This is a genomic window from Natronorubrum halobium, from assembly GCF_051351675.1.
In the GTDB taxonomy this organism is placed as follows: Archaea; Halobacteriota; Halobacteria; order Halobacteriales; family Natrialbaceae; genus Natronorubrum.
This window is the reverse complement of record NZ_CP195595.1, coordinates 414539-429652: the sequence shown is the minus strand read 5'-3', so window position 1 is coordinate 429652 and position 15114 is coordinate 414539. Positions and strand designations below refer to the sequence as shown.

The following is a 15114-nucleotide window of genomic DNA, read 5'->3' as shown; positions in this document are numbered from 1 at the left end:
GCTTCCTCACTCGCTTCGCTCGTGAGACTGCGCTCTCCCTGCGTTCAAATCGCTCTGGCCGTTTTGCCACTCGCGAGTTTGCTCGTTGGCAAAAGCGGGCCGGGCGCGATTTGAACACGCGACCGTCTGGTTAAAAGCCAGACGCTCTGCCAGACTGAGCTACCGGCCCTCTGGTTGCTACTTCCGGAGAGTGATGGTTAAACGTTTCTTTCTTCGCCAGGCGCTGGCTGCCCTGATTGCTATTTTCGCGACAGATCGACGGTGAATGTGCCGTCCTGATACTACTCGAAGTACTGCTCGAGTGCTTCGCTAACGATGGCGCCGGGTTCGACATCGTCGATCGAGGCCCGACGCCGAAGATTACGGTAGGTGTCGGGGGTGAGTGTCAGTTCGAACCGACCCAGCGTGACGCCCTGATCGGCCAATGCCTGTCCGATCGGGACGTCGTCGTTGACGGCGCTCGCGACGCTGCGAACCTCCCGGACGGTGAGTTCGCCGTCGAGGGTAGCCCAGGCGAGAAGGAGCCTCGCTTCACCACCGACGCGAGCGATGTGTTTGGCAGCGGTCGGTGCGATACCGCCGAGTGCGACCTGTTTGCGGACGGAGCGAGGAAGGTCGTGGACGCGAGCCCACTTTCGAATGAACGAGACGGTCGCATCGCCGCCAGCACGCTCGGCTGCGGCCTTGTACGAGCCTTCGCCACGAACGAGTGCGGCACAGGCGGCGGCACCGCGGAGCATGTAGAGGTGATCGTCGTTCGTCGAGCCGGCGGCGAACTGGCGGACGGTTTCGGCGGCGTCGGCGAGACTGCCGGGATCGTCGGGATCGAACTGAACGGCCTCGCGAGCACGTGTTCCAGTGACCGATTCGTCGCCCCGGATAACTGGTGCACCGACGGGGGATTCACGGTCCGTCGGAATCGATCGACCGTTGTCACGACGGCTAGCTGAACGATCGCCGGGCCGATTGTCGGTCATACCATCGATACGGGCTTCGAGGTCAAAAAAGCCGCTGCCGTGGCGAATATCTCACTCGTCACGCTGTTCGGCGAGATGCTCCCAGATTTCCGTGCAGCCAGCGCCCTCCTCGATGTCGTCGAGATGCGCGTCGTCACGCTCTTCCTCGTCCTGCTCGTGGTCGATCGTCTCTGGTTTGCATTCGGCCGCATCAGTCATGGATGCTCTTTCGAACGCCGAGGGCATAAGTACCGCTTCGTCTGCAAGCGATACCCGTGCTCGGTCTTGGAGGTTAGTACTGCCGCTATCGCTGACGCACTGAACACTCGAGTCACACTGGCGGCGTGTGGTTCGTGACGAAACGGCTGTCGCGGATCGCGCTCCATTTCGAGGCCGTCGACGTGAGGTACTGATTGGCTACTGTGAGTGTTCCGTCGCTGTGGTCTGTGGTAGAGAGAGTGCTGTGTGACGGGGGCTCCCGAGGAAGGGCCAGTGAACGGGGGCTGTGGATCCGTGGCTGCAGTTCTACCGAGGGGCTCTCCGGAGGTCGTTCCCGAATTCGTGTTCGTCTCGAGGCGGTGTGGAGGGCAGCGATAGCTGGTTCCACCGCCGAACGGGTACTCACTCGAACTGGTATGTCTCGTCGAACGTGGATCAACGTGGTCGGACGGCACGCGGCTGGCTGCGGCGTGTAGCGGATCGCGGTCGTCGAACTGAATCCGATGAGGAAAATGATGCCGCTAAGTGGGGCGACCTGCGTCGGGTGTGGTCAGAGTTGTCGTATCCCTCGAGCGAGTTGCTATCACGCTCGACTGACTGGTGAGTCGGTTGCGTCTTCTGAATTCGCGAGGATGGGGTCGAGTCTCGATCCCGTTCGGTGATGGGTGCATACTGGGATCGGAACGGAGGGATACGAACTACTGCTCGAACCCAGATTGTTCGTCGAACGCTGCGGAAAGTTGCGTGGTGACGTTCTCGAGTTCGCACTCGGCCGTCGTCTCCCGGAGTGTATCGAAGACGGCTCGAGTGACAGTCAACGGCCTGCCCGTCCGTGATCCGTTCGCCGAGGGTTGCCCGAATCGCCTCGCGGGTGGTGTCCGTCGACGGGCGCGTTCGATTCGGTTCGCTCGAGGAAGTCCGTCTCTGTTGTCATTGGTCTCTCACCGGCGTGATCGTGGCTATGTCGCGGGATCCCGGAGACTCACAGCGAGTACAACCACGCCAGTCGCACCTCGCAGTTGTGTGGGGGTGAGTGCGCTGTGCACACTTACAGGCAGTTTAGGGAGCGGACTCGAGTGCGTGTCCGAACCGGATCGGCCCCGTTCAGCTCCCGTCGCGGTACCTAAGTGGTCCCGCGGCGAGCGTTCCAGTATGTCCGATCGACTGATCACGGTCAACGCCTACACGACGCTAGACTACGTCGAGGCTACCGCGAAGGGCCAGGAGTTCGAGTGGGAGTCGGTCGCCGTCGTGAACGCGACTGCCGACAGGGAGGAGCCGGACGCCGTCCACCTGCAACTCGAACTCGACAACCTCTCCGAGGAACACCTGCCCAAACACATGGAGGACCTCGAGTTGACGCCCGAGCAGGCGCGAACGCTGGCGGCCGACCTCGAGAAACACGCCGATCGCGTCGCGGACGCCCGGTCCGGGGCCGCGGAGGACGACACGACCGACGCGTAGCCACCGCACTCCGCCAGCAGCACCTGCCGTCGCAGGCTGCCGATTTTTTCGCGCGGGTAGCGAACGATTGTCTGGTTCCACAATGAGTATGGACACGATTCAGGACCTGTTCGAGCACGGTCTCGAAGACATCTATCACGCCGAGCACCAGTTGCTCGACGCACTCGACGATCTCGAACAGAACACCGAGCGCGAGGAAATCGCACAGGCGTTTTCCGAACACCGCGAGGAGACCGAGGGACAGATCAACCGTCTCGAGGAGGTGTTCGAGATGTTCGGCGAACCGCCGGAGAAAGAGGAGTGTGAGGGTATCGAGGGCTTGATCCAGGAGTACGAGGAGTTCACGGCGGAAGAGCCGAGCCAGGAAGTGATGGATTACCACAACATGGCGGCCGCCGAGAAGACCGAGCACTACGAAATCGCCGCTTACGGAAATCTGATTCCCCTCGCCGACCAGCTGGGGCTGGACGAGGGCGCCGACCTCCTCGAGGAGAACCTTCGTGAGGAACAGGACGCCCTCGAGGAACTGACGGAACTGACCGAGCAGTTCGAGATGGACGCGATCCCAGCGGAGTAACCGCCCATGACAGACAATAACGACGACGACGAGGAACAGACGCAGTACGGCGGGACCGAAGACCAGGAGCCGACGACGACCGTCGAGGACGAAGACGACGACGACGAACGCGCGGATACCGACAACGAAGCCGTCGACAAGTGATCGGTGGCCGGCGGTTCGGCCGTCGACGGTGATATGTTACCACTTCGCCCGAACGCGGGCGTCTCTTGTCGAACGTGAGCGTCTCTCGTCCGGGTTATAGTCGACTCGAGCGACCGCGTTCGCGTTCCGCGATCGGCCGGTAACCTGCTGATAAGTATGGGTGCTGTGGTAGCATGCACCAAATAACTAGGTAGCTGGACGTGGCGCGTTTTCCGGGTGATTCGACGATGGCTGACGTCCCAACCAAGACGGCTCGAGCGGAGTGGGGAACGCGTTTCGGGTTCCTGATGGCGATGATCGGCGCGATGGTGGGCGCCGGGAACATCTGGCGGTTCCCGTACGTGATGGCGAACAACGGGGGTGGCGCGTTCGTCCTCGCGTTTCTCACCTTGCTGTTCGTCCTCGCGGTTCCCGGATTGATGGCCGAGGTCGCGCTCGGACGGTACACGAACAAAGGGGTCATCGGTGCCTTCCGCGACGTCGTCGGTCGGGGTGGAATGGTCGGCTTCGGCGTCGTCGTCATCATGGTAAACGTCGCTTTGATGTCGTACTACTCGCCGGTGATCGCCTGGACGCTGTACTACGCGGTTCATTCGCTGCTGTTTACGTTCACGGCGACCGGCTTCCAGCCCGAGGCGTTCATGAACGACCTCTTCGCGAACTCGGCGCTGATGATTGGCCTCCACACGGTCGTGATGGGGTCGATCGCGGCGATTCTCATCCTCGGCATCCGGCGCGGCGTCGAGCGAATCGTCGTCTACGCGGTGCCGGCGCTGGTGGTCGCGCTCGTGGTCATGACGATCCGCGGACTGACGCTGCCGGGGGCGAGCGAAGGGATCGCCTTCACCTTCGGCATCCAGTGGGAGTACCTGACGTTCAGCGACACCTGGATCGCTGCGCTCGGACAGGCGCTGTTCTCGACGGGTCTCGGCTGGGGGATCGCCCTGACCGTCGGGAGCTATCTGCGGGAGTACGACGACGTCCCGCTCGGCGGCGGCGTCTTCACGGCGATCGGCGAGTCGAGCATCGGCATTCTCGCCGCGCTCGCCATCTTCCCCATCGTCTTCGCGGTCGGCGTCGATCCGGACGTCGGGGCCGGCCTCGCGTTCGTCTCGCTGGTGCAGGTCTTCCCCGAGATTCCGCTGGGTGGGCTCGTCGCGATCCTGTTTTTCGTCGGCTTCTTCCTCGCGACGTTCACGTCGGGACTGCTCATCACCGAAGTCAGCGTGACGACGGTGAGCGAGGAAACGCGATTCGATCGTACCCAGACGACGCTCGGGGTCTGTGGTGCGATCTGGCTGATCGGCATTCCGAGCGCGTACTCCGTCGATATCCTCGATTACCTCGACTTTGTCTTCGGGAACTGGGGACTGCCGCTCGCGACGCTCGCCATCATCGGCATCATCGGCTGGGTCGTGGGGCCGAAGCGGATCCGCATGCTCGCGGTCAACCGCAACGCCGGCATCTACGTCGGCTCCTGGTGGGACCCCGTGATCAAGTACGTCATCCCCGCGGTCATGCTCTTCATCATGGGCTACTTCGCCTGGGAGAACTACGGTACCCCGGAGATGATCGGTGGCATGCTCGTGATCGTGCTGTTCCCGATCATCGGCTACGCGGTGATGTCCGTCCTCGAGGGCCGAGGAGGCCAACCGGATACCGCGGAAGTCCCCGGAGGTGACGACTGATGCTGGGCGGTCTCTCTGTCGAGGTGATCGGCATGCTCGCCTTCACGCTGCTCGCGTTCTGGGGGGTCTCCGGGTGGGCGCTCGTCCGGACGCTGCGTCAGGAGGGGCGGAAAGTCGAGATCCTCGAGCACCAGGATCGGATGGACACCTACTCGCCGAAGGCCCTCGCGGAGTTGCGCGAGTGGATCGAGGCTAACCCCAACGACCCGCTGGTCGACGAGGTCCGCGAACGGCACAACGAGTGCGTCGAAATCCTCGAGCAGACTGACAGACGCTTCTACGACTGGTCGGACGCGGAGGTCGAGCGACTCGAGCGCGTCTGATCGCCGCGCTCGGGCGCGGCCGTCCGGCACTCCCCGAGTGTCGCTAGTTCTTTTATCGCTCCGCCACTACCTGTGCGTGTGACACGGCCGGCTCCCGGAACAGGTGGCAGCGACGAAGGTCCCTCGATCCGACCCGCCGAGCGCGCCGACCTGCTCGCGGTCACCCGCATCGAGAACGAGTCGTTCGCCCAGCCCTGGCCCTACGACGCCTTCGACCGGTTTCTGGGCGAACCCGGTTTTCTCGTCGCCCTCGAGGAGGGTGAGGTCGCCGGCTACATCGTCGCCGACGTCACGCAGACGTTCGGCCGGAACCTCGGCCACGTGAAGGACATCGCCGTCCACCCGGATAGCCGCGGGGCGGGCGTCGGCACCGTGTTGCTCTCCCGGGCGCTCGCGGTGCTCACCGCCCACGGGGCCGACTCGGTCAAACTCGAGGTTCGACGCTCGAACGACGGCGCGAAACGCCTCTACCGGGAGTTCGGCTTCGAGCCGTTGCGGTTCGTCCCCGACTACTACGGGGACGACGAGGACGCGATCGTGATGATCCGCAAACTCGACTGATCGTTCCCCGCTCCGTTGCTCGCTTTTGCGGGGACGTCGCTCTGCCGTCGTCGGCTCAGTCGCCGGACGTGGACGTTTTACCGCGCGCGCTCGTACGGCCGAGCATGGGATACGCTTGTCCGGTCTGCGACGCTGAACAGGCCGACGCGGTGCACCTCGCGAATCACCTCGCGATCACCGCCTCGCTCGGTCGGGAGGATCACCGCGAGTGGCTCGAGGAGTACGCTCCCGACTGGGGCGACTGCTCGCCCGAGGAGTTAGGCGACACCGTCAGCCAGTACGCCCGCGAGATCGAGACGCCCGGCTTCGAGAGCGCGAGCCACGGCCACGACCACGGTCGGCCGGGCGGCCTCGAGCAGGGACTGGCCCAGCAGAGCCGCCAGCCCGGTCGCGGCTCGCTGACGGCCGAGGCCGAGACCGCCCTCGAGGAGGCCAGGGAACTGACGAAACAAATGCAGGAGACGAGTGACGCGGACGAGAGCGAAGACGGTGAGCGCGTCGAAAGCGAGGAGGCGGGCGGCGATCCGGCGGAGAGCGGAAACGAAAACGCGTAACTGCCCGTCCGTCGTTCGTCTGGGTATGCACACGGTGGGGACGTTCACCTTCGAGTCGGCCGCAGCGGCACGCGAACAGTACGGCGACGTCGGTCCGGCAGCCCAGACCGTCGTCCGCGAGGTCGCGAAGGCCATGGAGTTCGACCGCGAGGAGTACGGCGACCGCGTCACGAGCGAGGTCGTCGAGACCGCCCGCGACGCCCTCTTCGCGAGTCTGCTCCGTGTCCGCGTCGGAACGCGCGAGGAGTTCGACGACTGGCGGGACTCGTACGACGGCGAGGTGATCGTCTCCGGTCACGAGAACGTCGACCGCGTCGTCTGGCACGCCGGCCCCGAGGGCGAGGCCGTCGCGGCGACGTTCCAGAACGAGGAGGATGCGGCGGTCGCGACGCTTCGACGTCAGGCGTTCGGACAGTTGTACCGTGACCTCGTCTGACGGTTCGTTCGGCGCCGGTTTCGTCACCGATTCGGTCCGATTCGAGTTCGCCGCCGTTCGGCTCGAATTCACGACTCGTTCCGGTCGATAGAGTAACAGCTTTCGTGACACGTATATAACACGTGCGTATGCCCTCCCTTCAGGACCTTCGCGACGACCTGACCGACGAGTCGTTGCGGGTCGCGATCCTCGCGGGTCTCGCGACGATTCCGTTCACCGTACTCCTCGCGTGGGCGCCGGTGTCGGGCGACGTCGTCCCCGCCGGCTCCCTCCTCGGAAATCCCTTGATGCTGGCCGGGTTGCTCGTCGGCTACTGCTACAGCGATCGACCGACGGAGAGCCGCCGTGCCGGAATGTGGACCGGTCTCGCCGGCTCGCTCGGGGTGGTGGCCGTGGCCGTGGTCGACGCGGTCACGTCGATTCCATCCGCTCCGCCGGAGTTTTTCGTCCTTACCGTCGTCGCGACGCCGGTTCTCCTCGCGATCGGCGTCGGCTTCCTCGTGCTGTTCACGACGCTCAGCGCGCAGTTCGCCGACTGGGTGACGACGCGCTTGACTCGAGACCGTCGACTTTCGAATCGGTCGGGGACCGACGAACACGTCACCGCGTCGCGGTGGTGGCTCCCCGTCGCCGTCTACGCCGCGCTGGCGCCGGTGGCGTTGGGGTACGCGCTCGGGGTGATGCCCGAGAGCGGCGTCGGTATCCTCCTCTCGGTGCTGGGACTGCTGGCACTGGTCGTCTTCGCGGTCGCCGCGCTCGCCGGACTCTTCATCGACGCGACGGCCCCGCGAGACGAAGATTCGGCCTGGTTCCCGAACGCGCTCTTGTACGCGGGGGTTCCGCTCGGGGCGTACGCGCTCGCCCACCTAGCGGCCACCCTCTGGACGCTGGAGAACCCGCCCGGCTACGGAATGTACGCGTTCCTCGGCGCGCTCTGGCTCACGTCTGCCGTCTACCTCACCCGCCGCCGTCGGTACGTCGTCACGTTCCCGATCCGCTCGACGTAGCGACGACTCTCGGCCGTTCGCTCGAGGAACGGTACCTATTACCCGCTCGAGGCCGACAGCCGCTTCCAATGACGGCACCCGACGAGTGGGAGCTCCGCGAGACGGTCACCGAGTACGAAACCGGCTGGTACGACGGCGGCTACGACCTGCTCGAGCAACCCAACGGGATCGAGAAGCGCTACTACTGGGCGGACCTGCCGCCGGCGGTCGTCGTGGTCGCCCGAATCGACGGCGATCTCGTCGCGTCCGTCGACGGGGACGGTGGCGGAAGCGGAACCGACGACTCCGGCGACAGCAGCGACGGCGACCGCCTGCTCTTCGTCGAGCAGTATCGGCCGGCCGTCCGGGAAACCCACCTCGAACTCCCCGCGGGCATCGTCGAGGACGGCGAATCCTACACCCGCGCCGCCGCCCGCGAACTCGAGGAGGAGACCGGGTTCAGACCCTCGAGCACCGCGCTCTTACAGGAGTACGCGGTCGCGACCGGCGTCCTGCGACACGACCGCGCCATCGTGTACGCCGAGGGGCTCGAACCCGGCGAGCGTGAACTGGACAACAACGAGTTCCTCGAGGTGACGACGGTGCCGGTCGACGAGGCCCTCGAGCGCGCTCGCGAGCAGCCGGCCAACGATTCGACGATGACGGGGCTGTTGTTGGCGAAAGAGGACGGCGTGCTCTGACTTCTCGGGACTGTTCTGGCGACTCGAGAACGGGACGGTCGCTCTGAGCCCGAGTTAGCGTTCTCGATGTGCCGTCTCTGACGGTCGACGAAACGGAGGCGGTGAACGACCGGTGATTGCCGCACCAGGTGCCGTCACCTAGTGGGAAGCGGGTTCAGCCGGGTCGGGGTGACTGTTCCCGCCGACCGAGCGGTCGTTCCGTTCGGCCGTGAGTGCCGTGAGCGCGAGCCCGACGATACACAGCATGATGAGCGCGCCGCCAACGACCGTCACGGTCGTGAGGCCGCCCAGAAACAGCCCGACGACGAAGACGAGCGTTCCGAGGAGTTGGCCGGCGAACAGGGCTTCGAAGGTGATCGATTCGCGGTTCATACGTCTCTAGACGCTCGCTGAGTAGATAATGGATTCATACGAACTGTCGGACTCTCCGGGTTAGTGGCCGCTTTTCGGGGCCGCGTCGGTGCCGATACGACTGGTCCTCGAGCGGGTGTCGACCCGTGGTCTTATTCTGCCCGAGTCCCAATCCGCCGGTAATGGACGGCGAAATCTCCCCCGACGAGGTCAAGGACCTCCTCGAGGACGGTGCCGACGTACGTATCGTAGACATTCGCGACGCACAGAGTTTCACGCACAGCCACATTCCCGACAGCGAGAACGTCCCGTTCCACGAACTGACGAGTCGGGTCGAGGAGTTCGAGGACGAGGACCACATCGTCACGGTCTGTCCGCACGGCAAGGCCAGCGTACAGGCGGCCCAACTCATCGGCTCCTACGAGGGCACCGCGGACGCCCGCGTCGAGAGCATGGCCGGCGGCCTCGAGAAGTACGGGATGAAGTACGGCCTCGTCCGGGAGGACGAGGACAGGGACGAGTCCGCGAACGCCGAATCTCCGTTCTGAGCGCCGATACGGGGCGCTGAGGTCCGTGCGATCTCCGTACCGAGGCCGGGGACGCTCGAGTCGATCGCGACCGCTCGCTCGATGGTGTCGCCCTCCGTATCGTCGGTCGTTCGCGCCGCTACTCCACTCGCTTTCGGCCGTGAAAGAATGAACATCGCTGCGTAGCGATACGCGAATCGATCGTGGGGTTCGGAAGTCGTCTCAGATCATCGCGGGCATTAGGCGACGTTGAAGCCGCGGTCCCGAAGGAACTCTTCGATGCGGCCTGTGTGATTGCCTTGTAGTTCGATCTGGCCGTCCTCGACGGTTCCCCCGCAGGCGAACTTGGACTTCAAGTCCGACGAGAGACTGTCTAAGTCGACGTCCTTCGGATCGAATCCTTCGACGATCGTTACCTCTTTACCGTATCTGCGCTCGTCAATGCGGATGTTGAGTTGCTGTTGTCCCTTGGCCACGTCTTCGCAGACGCAAAGTTCCTCGGGCAGCCCGCACGTCGAGCAGACTTCCGACATTACGTTACATGCTACGAAACGGCCATATTAAACACTATCGGGACCCGCATGCCCTTGCGTGGTTCTTTTTGAGTGGAGAGCGGCCAGGTTCTCGTCTCCGTCCGTCGTCGACCGCCGAACGGAACCGGATGGCCGCCATCGATTCCGTGCGGCGGATCGAGTGAAATCGACGCTAGCGGCCACCGACTACCGGGAGCGACGTCCGAGCGAGGTCGTCGACGATCTCGACCGCCTCGTCGGCCTCGGCCCGATTGACGCCGCCGCCGTAGCGCACCCGTTCGTACCGCTCGACGACCGTCGCGACCTGCGGATCGACGTCGCGTTCCGGATCGGACGACAGCGCCTCGAGGTAGCTCCGGGCGGATTCCGAGCGCTCACGCGGCCGGTACTCGCGTGCGAGTACGCGCTCGAGTCGTCGGTACGCGCGTTCGGCGTCGCGGTCGGGATCGTCGCTTCGTCGCTGCCAGTAGCGCCCGATCGTTCGCCGAGCGCGACTGCTCGCGGCGGTGCGGCGGGCGCCGGCGACCAGCCCGACGAGTGCGATCAGGCCGATCGCGGCCGTCTCGCGCGAGACGGAAAGCGCCGAGACGACGGTACTCCAGCGGCTGCCGTCGCTCTCGCTCGACCCGGCCTCGTCGTCGTCGGACGAGTCGGTATCGGTGCCGTTCGATCCGGACTCATTCTCGCCCGGCTCCGTATCTGTGCCGTTCGATCCATTCGTTTCGGTATCGGTCTCGTCCCGGTCGGAGTCACCGTCGTTCGACTCGCCCTCGTCGGTGTCGGGATCGTCCGGACTCTCGTCGCTGGACTCCTCGTCGCTGATCGGCACGTCCTGACTCGAGTCGGTGTCGACATTCTCGAGGCCGTCGGAGCGGGCCTGTTCGACGCTCTCGGCGTGGGCCGCATCGCGGGGGCCCGGCGGCGTCGGCTCGAATGCGACCCAGCCGTGGTCGGGGAAGTAGACCTCGACCCAGGCGTGGGCGTCCGTTCCGCGGACGACGTACTCGTCGTCGTCGACCTGCTGGCCGCTCGTGTAGCCGGTGACGTAGCGGGCCGGAACATCCTCCGCGCGCAGCATCTGGGTCATCGCCGTCGCGAAGTAGACGCAGTAGCCCTCGTCCATCTCGAGCAGGAACTCCTCGGCGACGTTGCCGTCGGGCCGGTCGACCTCGAGCGAGTAGCCCTTCGTCGAGCGGAGGTGGCCCTCGATGGCGACCGCCTTGTCGTAGGGGGTGTCGGCGTCGGCGGTGATCTCCGCGGTGCGCTCCTCGAACTCGCTCGAGGTGCTCTCGGGCGTCTGGAGGTAGTCGCCCTCGACGATCGGCCGCGGATAGTTCGTGCCCGCGGCGCGGAGTTCGCTCGCGCCGGGGTCGACGATCGCGCTCTCGACGGCGTAGCTATCGCCCTCGATCACGGGCGTCGTGGGGTGGAACTGTCCGTGTGCGCTGACCTCGGTGTGCTGGGCGAGGTCGCCCTCGATGGCGATCGGCTGGCCGGCGGCCGGCATGACGCCGAGGTCGGTTTCCGCGGTGACGACCTGCTGGACCCGTTCGTACTCGCCGGGTGGGTCTGCGAGGGGTCGATTGTAGGCACTGGTGTCGCCGGTTCGGACCCACTCGTCGCCGGTGAAGCGATCGTAGACGCCCGTGCGCCAGTAGGCCCCCCGTTCGGATTCGACGGTGAACCGAACCTCCGGCGAGAGATCGACGGAGCCGCCGATTCCCGACCGCTCTGAGGAGTAGTCGATCGCCCCCTCGAGCGTGTTCGGGTCGCCCCCGGAGAGGTGGGCCGGGGAACTCGAGCCCTCGGGGACGAACGTGACCGACAGCGAGAGGACGATGATCAGCGCGAAGGAGACGGCGAGCAGGTCGGCCTGTGCGATCGACCCGCCGCGGCGCTCGAGTTCACCGAAGCCGACGGCCCCGATGGCGGCCAGCGTCCCGAGCAGGGTGACCGTCGTCCCGGCGTCGCCGGTCAGGACGAGGAAGGCGAGCGCGAAACCGCCCGGGATCACGGCGAGTGCGTACCGGCCTCGCACGGCGAGATACCACGAGAGGAAGACGGGTGTCGGGACGAACGCGAGCGTCCAGACGCCGGCTTCGACCATCCGGAGCAGCGGGAGGCCGGCCGCGAGTTCGACGGTATCCGCGATGATCGCGTCGCTCGCCGAGAACACGACGCCGACGCCGCTGATCTCGAGGTAGTAGGCGAAGCCGACCGCGCCGGCGACGACCGCGGCGACGACCGCCGTTCGGGGCCGAATCGTCCACGCGAGCACCGTCGCGACCACGACCATCGCACCGACGAGGGCGAACAGCGACTGGGTGCCGCCGACGACGCGGGTCACCTCGCGCAGCACGCTCACGTACGACGCCGTCAGGACCAGCACGCAACACAGCGCGACCAGCCGGAACGTGTCGGGCCCGATCGAGCCGTCCAGATCGAGGTCCGCCGTTCGGTCGCCGGTGTGCGACCCCGATTTCGTGCTCATGTGGCCACCTCCGAGTCGCCGCCGTCGGGGCGTGTTCGAGCCGCTCGGCTGGTCGAATCGGCCCGTCCGGGCTGTCCGTCCCCGCGACGTTCACTGACGAGTCGATCGAACGGAATCGATCGGCCGTCGACGGTGACTTCCGTCCCGTCGCCGGTGGCCCGGACGAGAACGTCCGCTTCCTGCCGCTGTTCGTCCTCGAGCTCGCCCGCCTCGAGGACGGCGAACGCCGACAGGAGGGCGCGGTGGTGATCCGACCCCGTTCCCGGCGGATACTCGCCGTTGGGAACGGTCACGCCGACGCTCACGTCGGCCTCGAGCAGGTGGGACGCGACGCTCGCGACGGCCGTCGCCAGTTCGTCGTCCCGGCCGGGGGCACACTCGGCGGCGATCGTCGCGGAGCCGGCCTCGTCGTCGGTGGCGTACTCCGTGACGACCAGATCGGCGTCGGGTCGTTTAGCGGCGGACTTCCAGTGGACGTCCCGTAGCGAGTCACCGCGCTGGTACGCTCGCAGGTGGTCGAACTCCTCTCGCTCGCCGCGCTCGCGCTCGACGAACGCCTGGAGTTCGTTGCCGGGCCCGCTCCGTAACTCGTGCACGCGCGGGTAGGCGAGCAGTGACGTCCGTTCCTCGTACGTAAATCGCCGTGCGAAGAGCCCGAAGACGTCGCTGACGGTGATCGTCAGGGGGCCGAGTCGGTGTTCGCCTCGCTGTTCGAGTCGCACCTCGTACTCGAATCGGTCGTCGCCCTCGAGCGTCGTCTGCACGGCGAGTGTGCGGTCGTCGCCAGTTTCGAGGTCGGCGCTGCCGGCCGTCTCGACCGCGGTGACCGTGAGTCCCTCGCCGACGGTCTCGCGAACGGTCGCCGAGGCGGACGATCCGGTCTCGACGGCGATCTCGACCGTCCGGCGGTCGCCGACGGATCCTGCGGAGACGGGGGCGCGTCTGATCTCGGGTCGCGCGGCGCGGACGGTCGTCAGCGCACCGAGGACGAGCACGACCAGTAGCGGCGTCACGATCGCGTTCAGCGCCCGGGGGCCGTACTCCCACGCCATCGCGAACGAGGCCGCGACGACGGCGACGGCAGTCAAGCCGCGAATCGTCGGTCGCATCGTCACTCCACAGGGACGCGCTCGAGGGCGTTCGCGACGACCGTCGCGCCGTCACGGTCGCGGTCGGTCGTCTTAATCCGGTGGGGGAGGACGACGGGAGCTTCGGTCTGGAGGTCGTCCGGAATCACGTACTCGCGACCGTTGGCGGCGGCCCGCGCCTGCGCCGCGCGGAGGAGGGCGATCGTTCCGCGGGGGCTGACGCCGATGCGGGCGTGCTCTCGGGTGTAGCCCGCCAGCCGCGTCGCGTACTCCCGAACCGGTTTTTCGACGCGCGTCCGGGCGACGGTCTCGCGGGCGGCGACGATCGTCTCGAGATCGGTCACCGCCTCGAGCGAGTCGATCGGGTGATCGCCGACCGTGCGCCCGAGCATCTCGGCTTCCTCCTCGGGATCGGGGTAGCCCAACTGGAGTTTCTTCATGAACCGGTCGAGTTCGGCGAAGGGCAGGTCGTAGGTCCGGTTCGGCTCGACGGCGTTCTGGGTCGCGATGACCGTGAACGGATCGGGCAGGTCGCGCGTCTCGCCGTCGACGGTGACCTGCGTCTCTTCCATCGCCTCGAGCAGCGCGGACTGGGTCTTGGGCGGCGCGCGGTTGATCTCGTCGCCGAGCACGAAGTTGGCGAAGACGGGGCCGCGCTGGAACTCGAACTCGCGGGTCTTCTGGTTGAAGACGTTCACCCCGGTGACGTCGGCGGGGAGGAGGTCGGGGGTGAACTGGACCCGGCGGAACGTACAGTCGACGGACGTCGCGATCGAGCGGGCGAGCATCGTCTTCCCGACGCCGGGGACGTCGTCGAGCAGGACGTGGCCGCGTCCGAGCATGGCGGTGATGACGTGCTCGATCGCCTCCTCGTGGCCCACGATCACGTCGGCGACGTTCGCCTCGATTTCGGTACAGAGGTCGGCGACCGTCGATACCTCGAGGGACTCGTTCGCAGGGCTAGCGGTCTGTGATGGCGGATTCACGTCAGTCATGGTTCGTACACGTACCGAAGCGGGGACCCGGTCGAACCTCTCATCAGTACGTCAGTAGTGACTCCGGACCATAGGCTTTGCGTCGCATCGTACGAATGACAGCCGTTGCTGCTCGCTGTCGGGCCGTATTCGCAGCCAGAAACCGGCGGCGGTGCTCCTCTCGCGGCGGCGCGTCTCGACTCGAACGCTATCGGCGTCCGAGACTGCCGTTGGCCGTTGCTATCCACGTAACAGTCAGAGAACGATACCACTCCGTGAATCCGCCCTACAGGCGCTCGAGGTTCGTCGCGCGGGGGCCTTTGTCGGCCTCCTCGATGTCGAACTCGACCTCCTGTCCCTCCTCTAGGTCAGGGCCGCCGACGTCTTCCATGTGGAAGAACACGTCGTCGTCTGCGTCCTCGGTTTCGATGAATCCATAGCCGCCAGTGTCGTTGAAGAAGTCGACCGTGCCTTTCGCCATTGCAGATGTATAGAGCCACGACAGAAATATAAAGCTTCGGGAGCACATTCGCAGGCACGT

Annotated in this window: 19 protein-coding genes and 1 tRNA gene; 11 read left to right on the top strand and 9 right to left on the bottom strand. The window is 65.8% G+C overall.

Going from position 1 to position 15114, the window contains the following annotated elements:
• Nucleotides 1-95 precede the first annotated feature (95 nt).
• From ACSFC7_RS02100 to ACSFC7_RS02090, 3 genes are all read right to left on the bottom strand, one after another.
• Nucleotides 96-169: transfer RNA gene (locus tag ACSFC7_RS02100), tRNA-Lys, on the bottom strand.
• 112 nt (nt 170-281) lie between these two features.
• Entirely contained in the window at nt 282-977 is a 696-nt protein-coding gene (locus ACSFC7_RS02095) for a DUF7119 family protein (protein WP_436346117.1), read from the bottom strand.
• 51 nt (nt 978-1028) lie between these two features.
• Nucleotides 1029-1175, bottom strand: coding sequence for a hypothetical protein (locus ACSFC7_RS02090; RefSeq protein WP_436346116.1), 147 nt, complete (start codon nt 1173-1175; stop codon nt 1029-1031).
• A gap of 1152 nt (nt 1176-2327) precedes the next feature.
• Here ACSFC7_RS02090 and ACSFC7_RS02085 point away from each other — a divergent pair.
• The 10 genes from ACSFC7_RS02085 (at nt 2328) to ACSFC7_RS02040 (ending at nt 8609) form a co-directional block, all read left to right on the top strand.
• Nucleotides 2328-2639, top strand: coding sequence for a DUF6360 family protein (locus ACSFC7_RS02085; RefSeq protein ID WP_436346115.1), 312 nt, complete (start codon nt 2328-2330; stop codon nt 2637-2639).
• Between the two features lie 82 nt (nt 2640-2721).
• Nucleotides 2722-3216 carry a ferritin-like domain-containing protein gene (locus tag ACSFC7_RS02080; protein WP_436346114.1) on the top strand — a complete coding sequence of 165 codons (495 nt, stop codon included), beginning with the start codon at nt 2722-2724 and terminating at the stop codon, nt 3214-3216.
• A gap of 6 nt (nt 3217-3222) precedes the next feature.
• Nucleotides 3223-3360 carry a hypothetical protein gene (locus ACSFC7_RS02075; RefSeq protein ID WP_436346113.1) on the top strand — a complete coding sequence of 46 codons (138 nt, stop codon included), beginning with the start codon at nt 3223-3225 and terminating at the stop codon, nt 3358-3360.
• A 227-nt stretch (nt 3361-3587) separates the two neighbouring features.
• Nucleotides 3588-5048, top strand: a complete 1461-nt coding sequence (locus ACSFC7_RS02070; RefSeq protein ID WP_436346112.1) for a sodium-dependent transporter — start codon at nt 3588-3590, stop codon at nt 5046-5048.
• Complete coding sequence (locus tag ACSFC7_RS02065; protein WP_436346111.1) at nt 5048-5371, top strand: hypothetical protein; 324 nt, start codon at nt 5048-5050, stop codon at nt 5369-5371. The genes ACSFC7_RS02070 and ACSFC7_RS02065 overlap by 1 nt, the downstream gene beginning before the upstream one ends.
• A 78-nt stretch (nt 5372-5449) precedes the next feature.
• Entirely contained in the window at nt 5450-5932 is a 483-nt protein-coding gene (gene rimI, locus ACSFC7_RS02060) for a ribosomal protein S18-alanine N-acetyltransferase (RefSeq protein WP_436346110.1), read from the top strand.
• 104 nt (nt 5933-6036) lie between these two features.
• Complete coding sequence (locus ACSFC7_RS02055) at nt 6037-6486, top strand: DUF5810 domain-containing protein (protein WP_436346109.1); 450 nt, start codon at nt 6037-6039, stop codon at nt 6484-6486.
• 25 nt (nt 6487-6511) lie between these two features.
• Nucleotides 6512-6922: a DUF5809 family protein gene (locus ACSFC7_RS02050; RefSeq protein WP_436346108.1), complete on the top strand. Its 411-nt coding sequence runs from the start codon at nt 6512-6514 to the stop codon at nt 6920-6922.
• A 128-nt stretch (nt 6923-7050) separates the two neighbouring features.
• Entirely contained in the window at nt 7051-7929 is an 879-nt protein-coding gene (locus ACSFC7_RS02045; protein ID WP_436346107.1) for a hypothetical protein, read from the top strand.
• Nucleotides 7930-7997: 68 nt separating this feature from the next.
• Nucleotides 7998-8609: an NUDIX hydrolase gene (locus ACSFC7_RS02040; RefSeq protein WP_436346106.1), complete on the top strand. Its 612-nt coding sequence runs from the start codon at nt 7998-8000 to the stop codon at nt 8607-8609.
• Between the two features lie 138 nt (nt 8610-8747).
• Here ACSFC7_RS02040 and ACSFC7_RS02035 read toward each other — a convergent pair whose 3' ends face one another.
• A complete protein-coding gene (locus tag ACSFC7_RS02035) occupies nt 8748-8981 on the bottom strand; it encodes a hypothetical protein (protein ID WP_436346105.1) in 234 nt (77 codons plus the stop codon).
• 161 nt (nt 8982-9142) lie between these two features.
• Between ACSFC7_RS02035 and ACSFC7_RS02030 the strand changes: the two genes are divergently transcribed.
• Nucleotides 9143-9508: a rhodanese-like domain-containing protein gene (locus ACSFC7_RS02030; protein WP_436346104.1), complete on the top strand. Its 366-nt coding sequence runs from the start codon at nt 9143-9145 to the stop codon at nt 9506-9508.
• 218 nt (nt 9509-9726) lie between these two features.
• On the opposite strand, the gene yciH is transcribed toward ACSFC7_RS02030, so the two are convergent.
• The 5 genes from yciH to ACSFC7_RS02005 all read right to left on the bottom strand — a co-directional run bounded on the left by yciH (nt 9727) and on the right by ACSFC7_RS02005 (nt 15054).
• Nucleotides 9727-10020 carry a stress response translation initiation inhibitor YciH gene (gene yciH / locus ACSFC7_RS02025; protein WP_004217450.1) on the bottom strand — a complete coding sequence of 98 codons (294 nt, stop codon included), beginning with the start codon at nt 10018-10020 and terminating at the stop codon, nt 9727-9729.
• Nucleotides 10021-10192: 172 nt separating this feature from the next.
• The gene (locus ACSFC7_RS02020; RefSeq protein ID WP_436346103.1) at nt 10193-12511 is read right to left on the bottom strand and encodes a transglutaminaseTgpA domain-containing protein; all 2319 of its coding nucleotides are present in this window, start codon (nt 12509-12511) and stop codon (nt 10193-10195) included.
• On the bottom strand, nt 12508-13620 hold the full coding sequence (locus tag ACSFC7_RS02015; RefSeq protein ID WP_436346102.1) for a DUF58 domain-containing protein: 1113 nt from the start codon (nt 13618-13620) through the stop codon (nt 12508-12510). The genes ACSFC7_RS02020 and ACSFC7_RS02015 overlap by 4 nt, the downstream gene beginning before the upstream one ends.
• A 2-nt stretch (nt 13621-13622) precedes the next feature.
• Nucleotides 13623-14594: an AAA family ATPase gene (locus ACSFC7_RS02010; RefSeq protein ID WP_436346101.1), complete on the bottom strand. Its 972-nt coding sequence runs from the start codon at nt 14592-14594 to the stop codon at nt 13623-13625.
• A 265-nt stretch (nt 14595-14859) separates the two neighbouring features.
• Entirely contained in the window at nt 14860-15054 is a 195-nt protein-coding gene (locus tag ACSFC7_RS02005) for a cold-shock protein (protein ID WP_436346100.1), read from the bottom strand.
• Between the last annotated feature and the right edge of the window lie 60 nt (nt 15055-15114).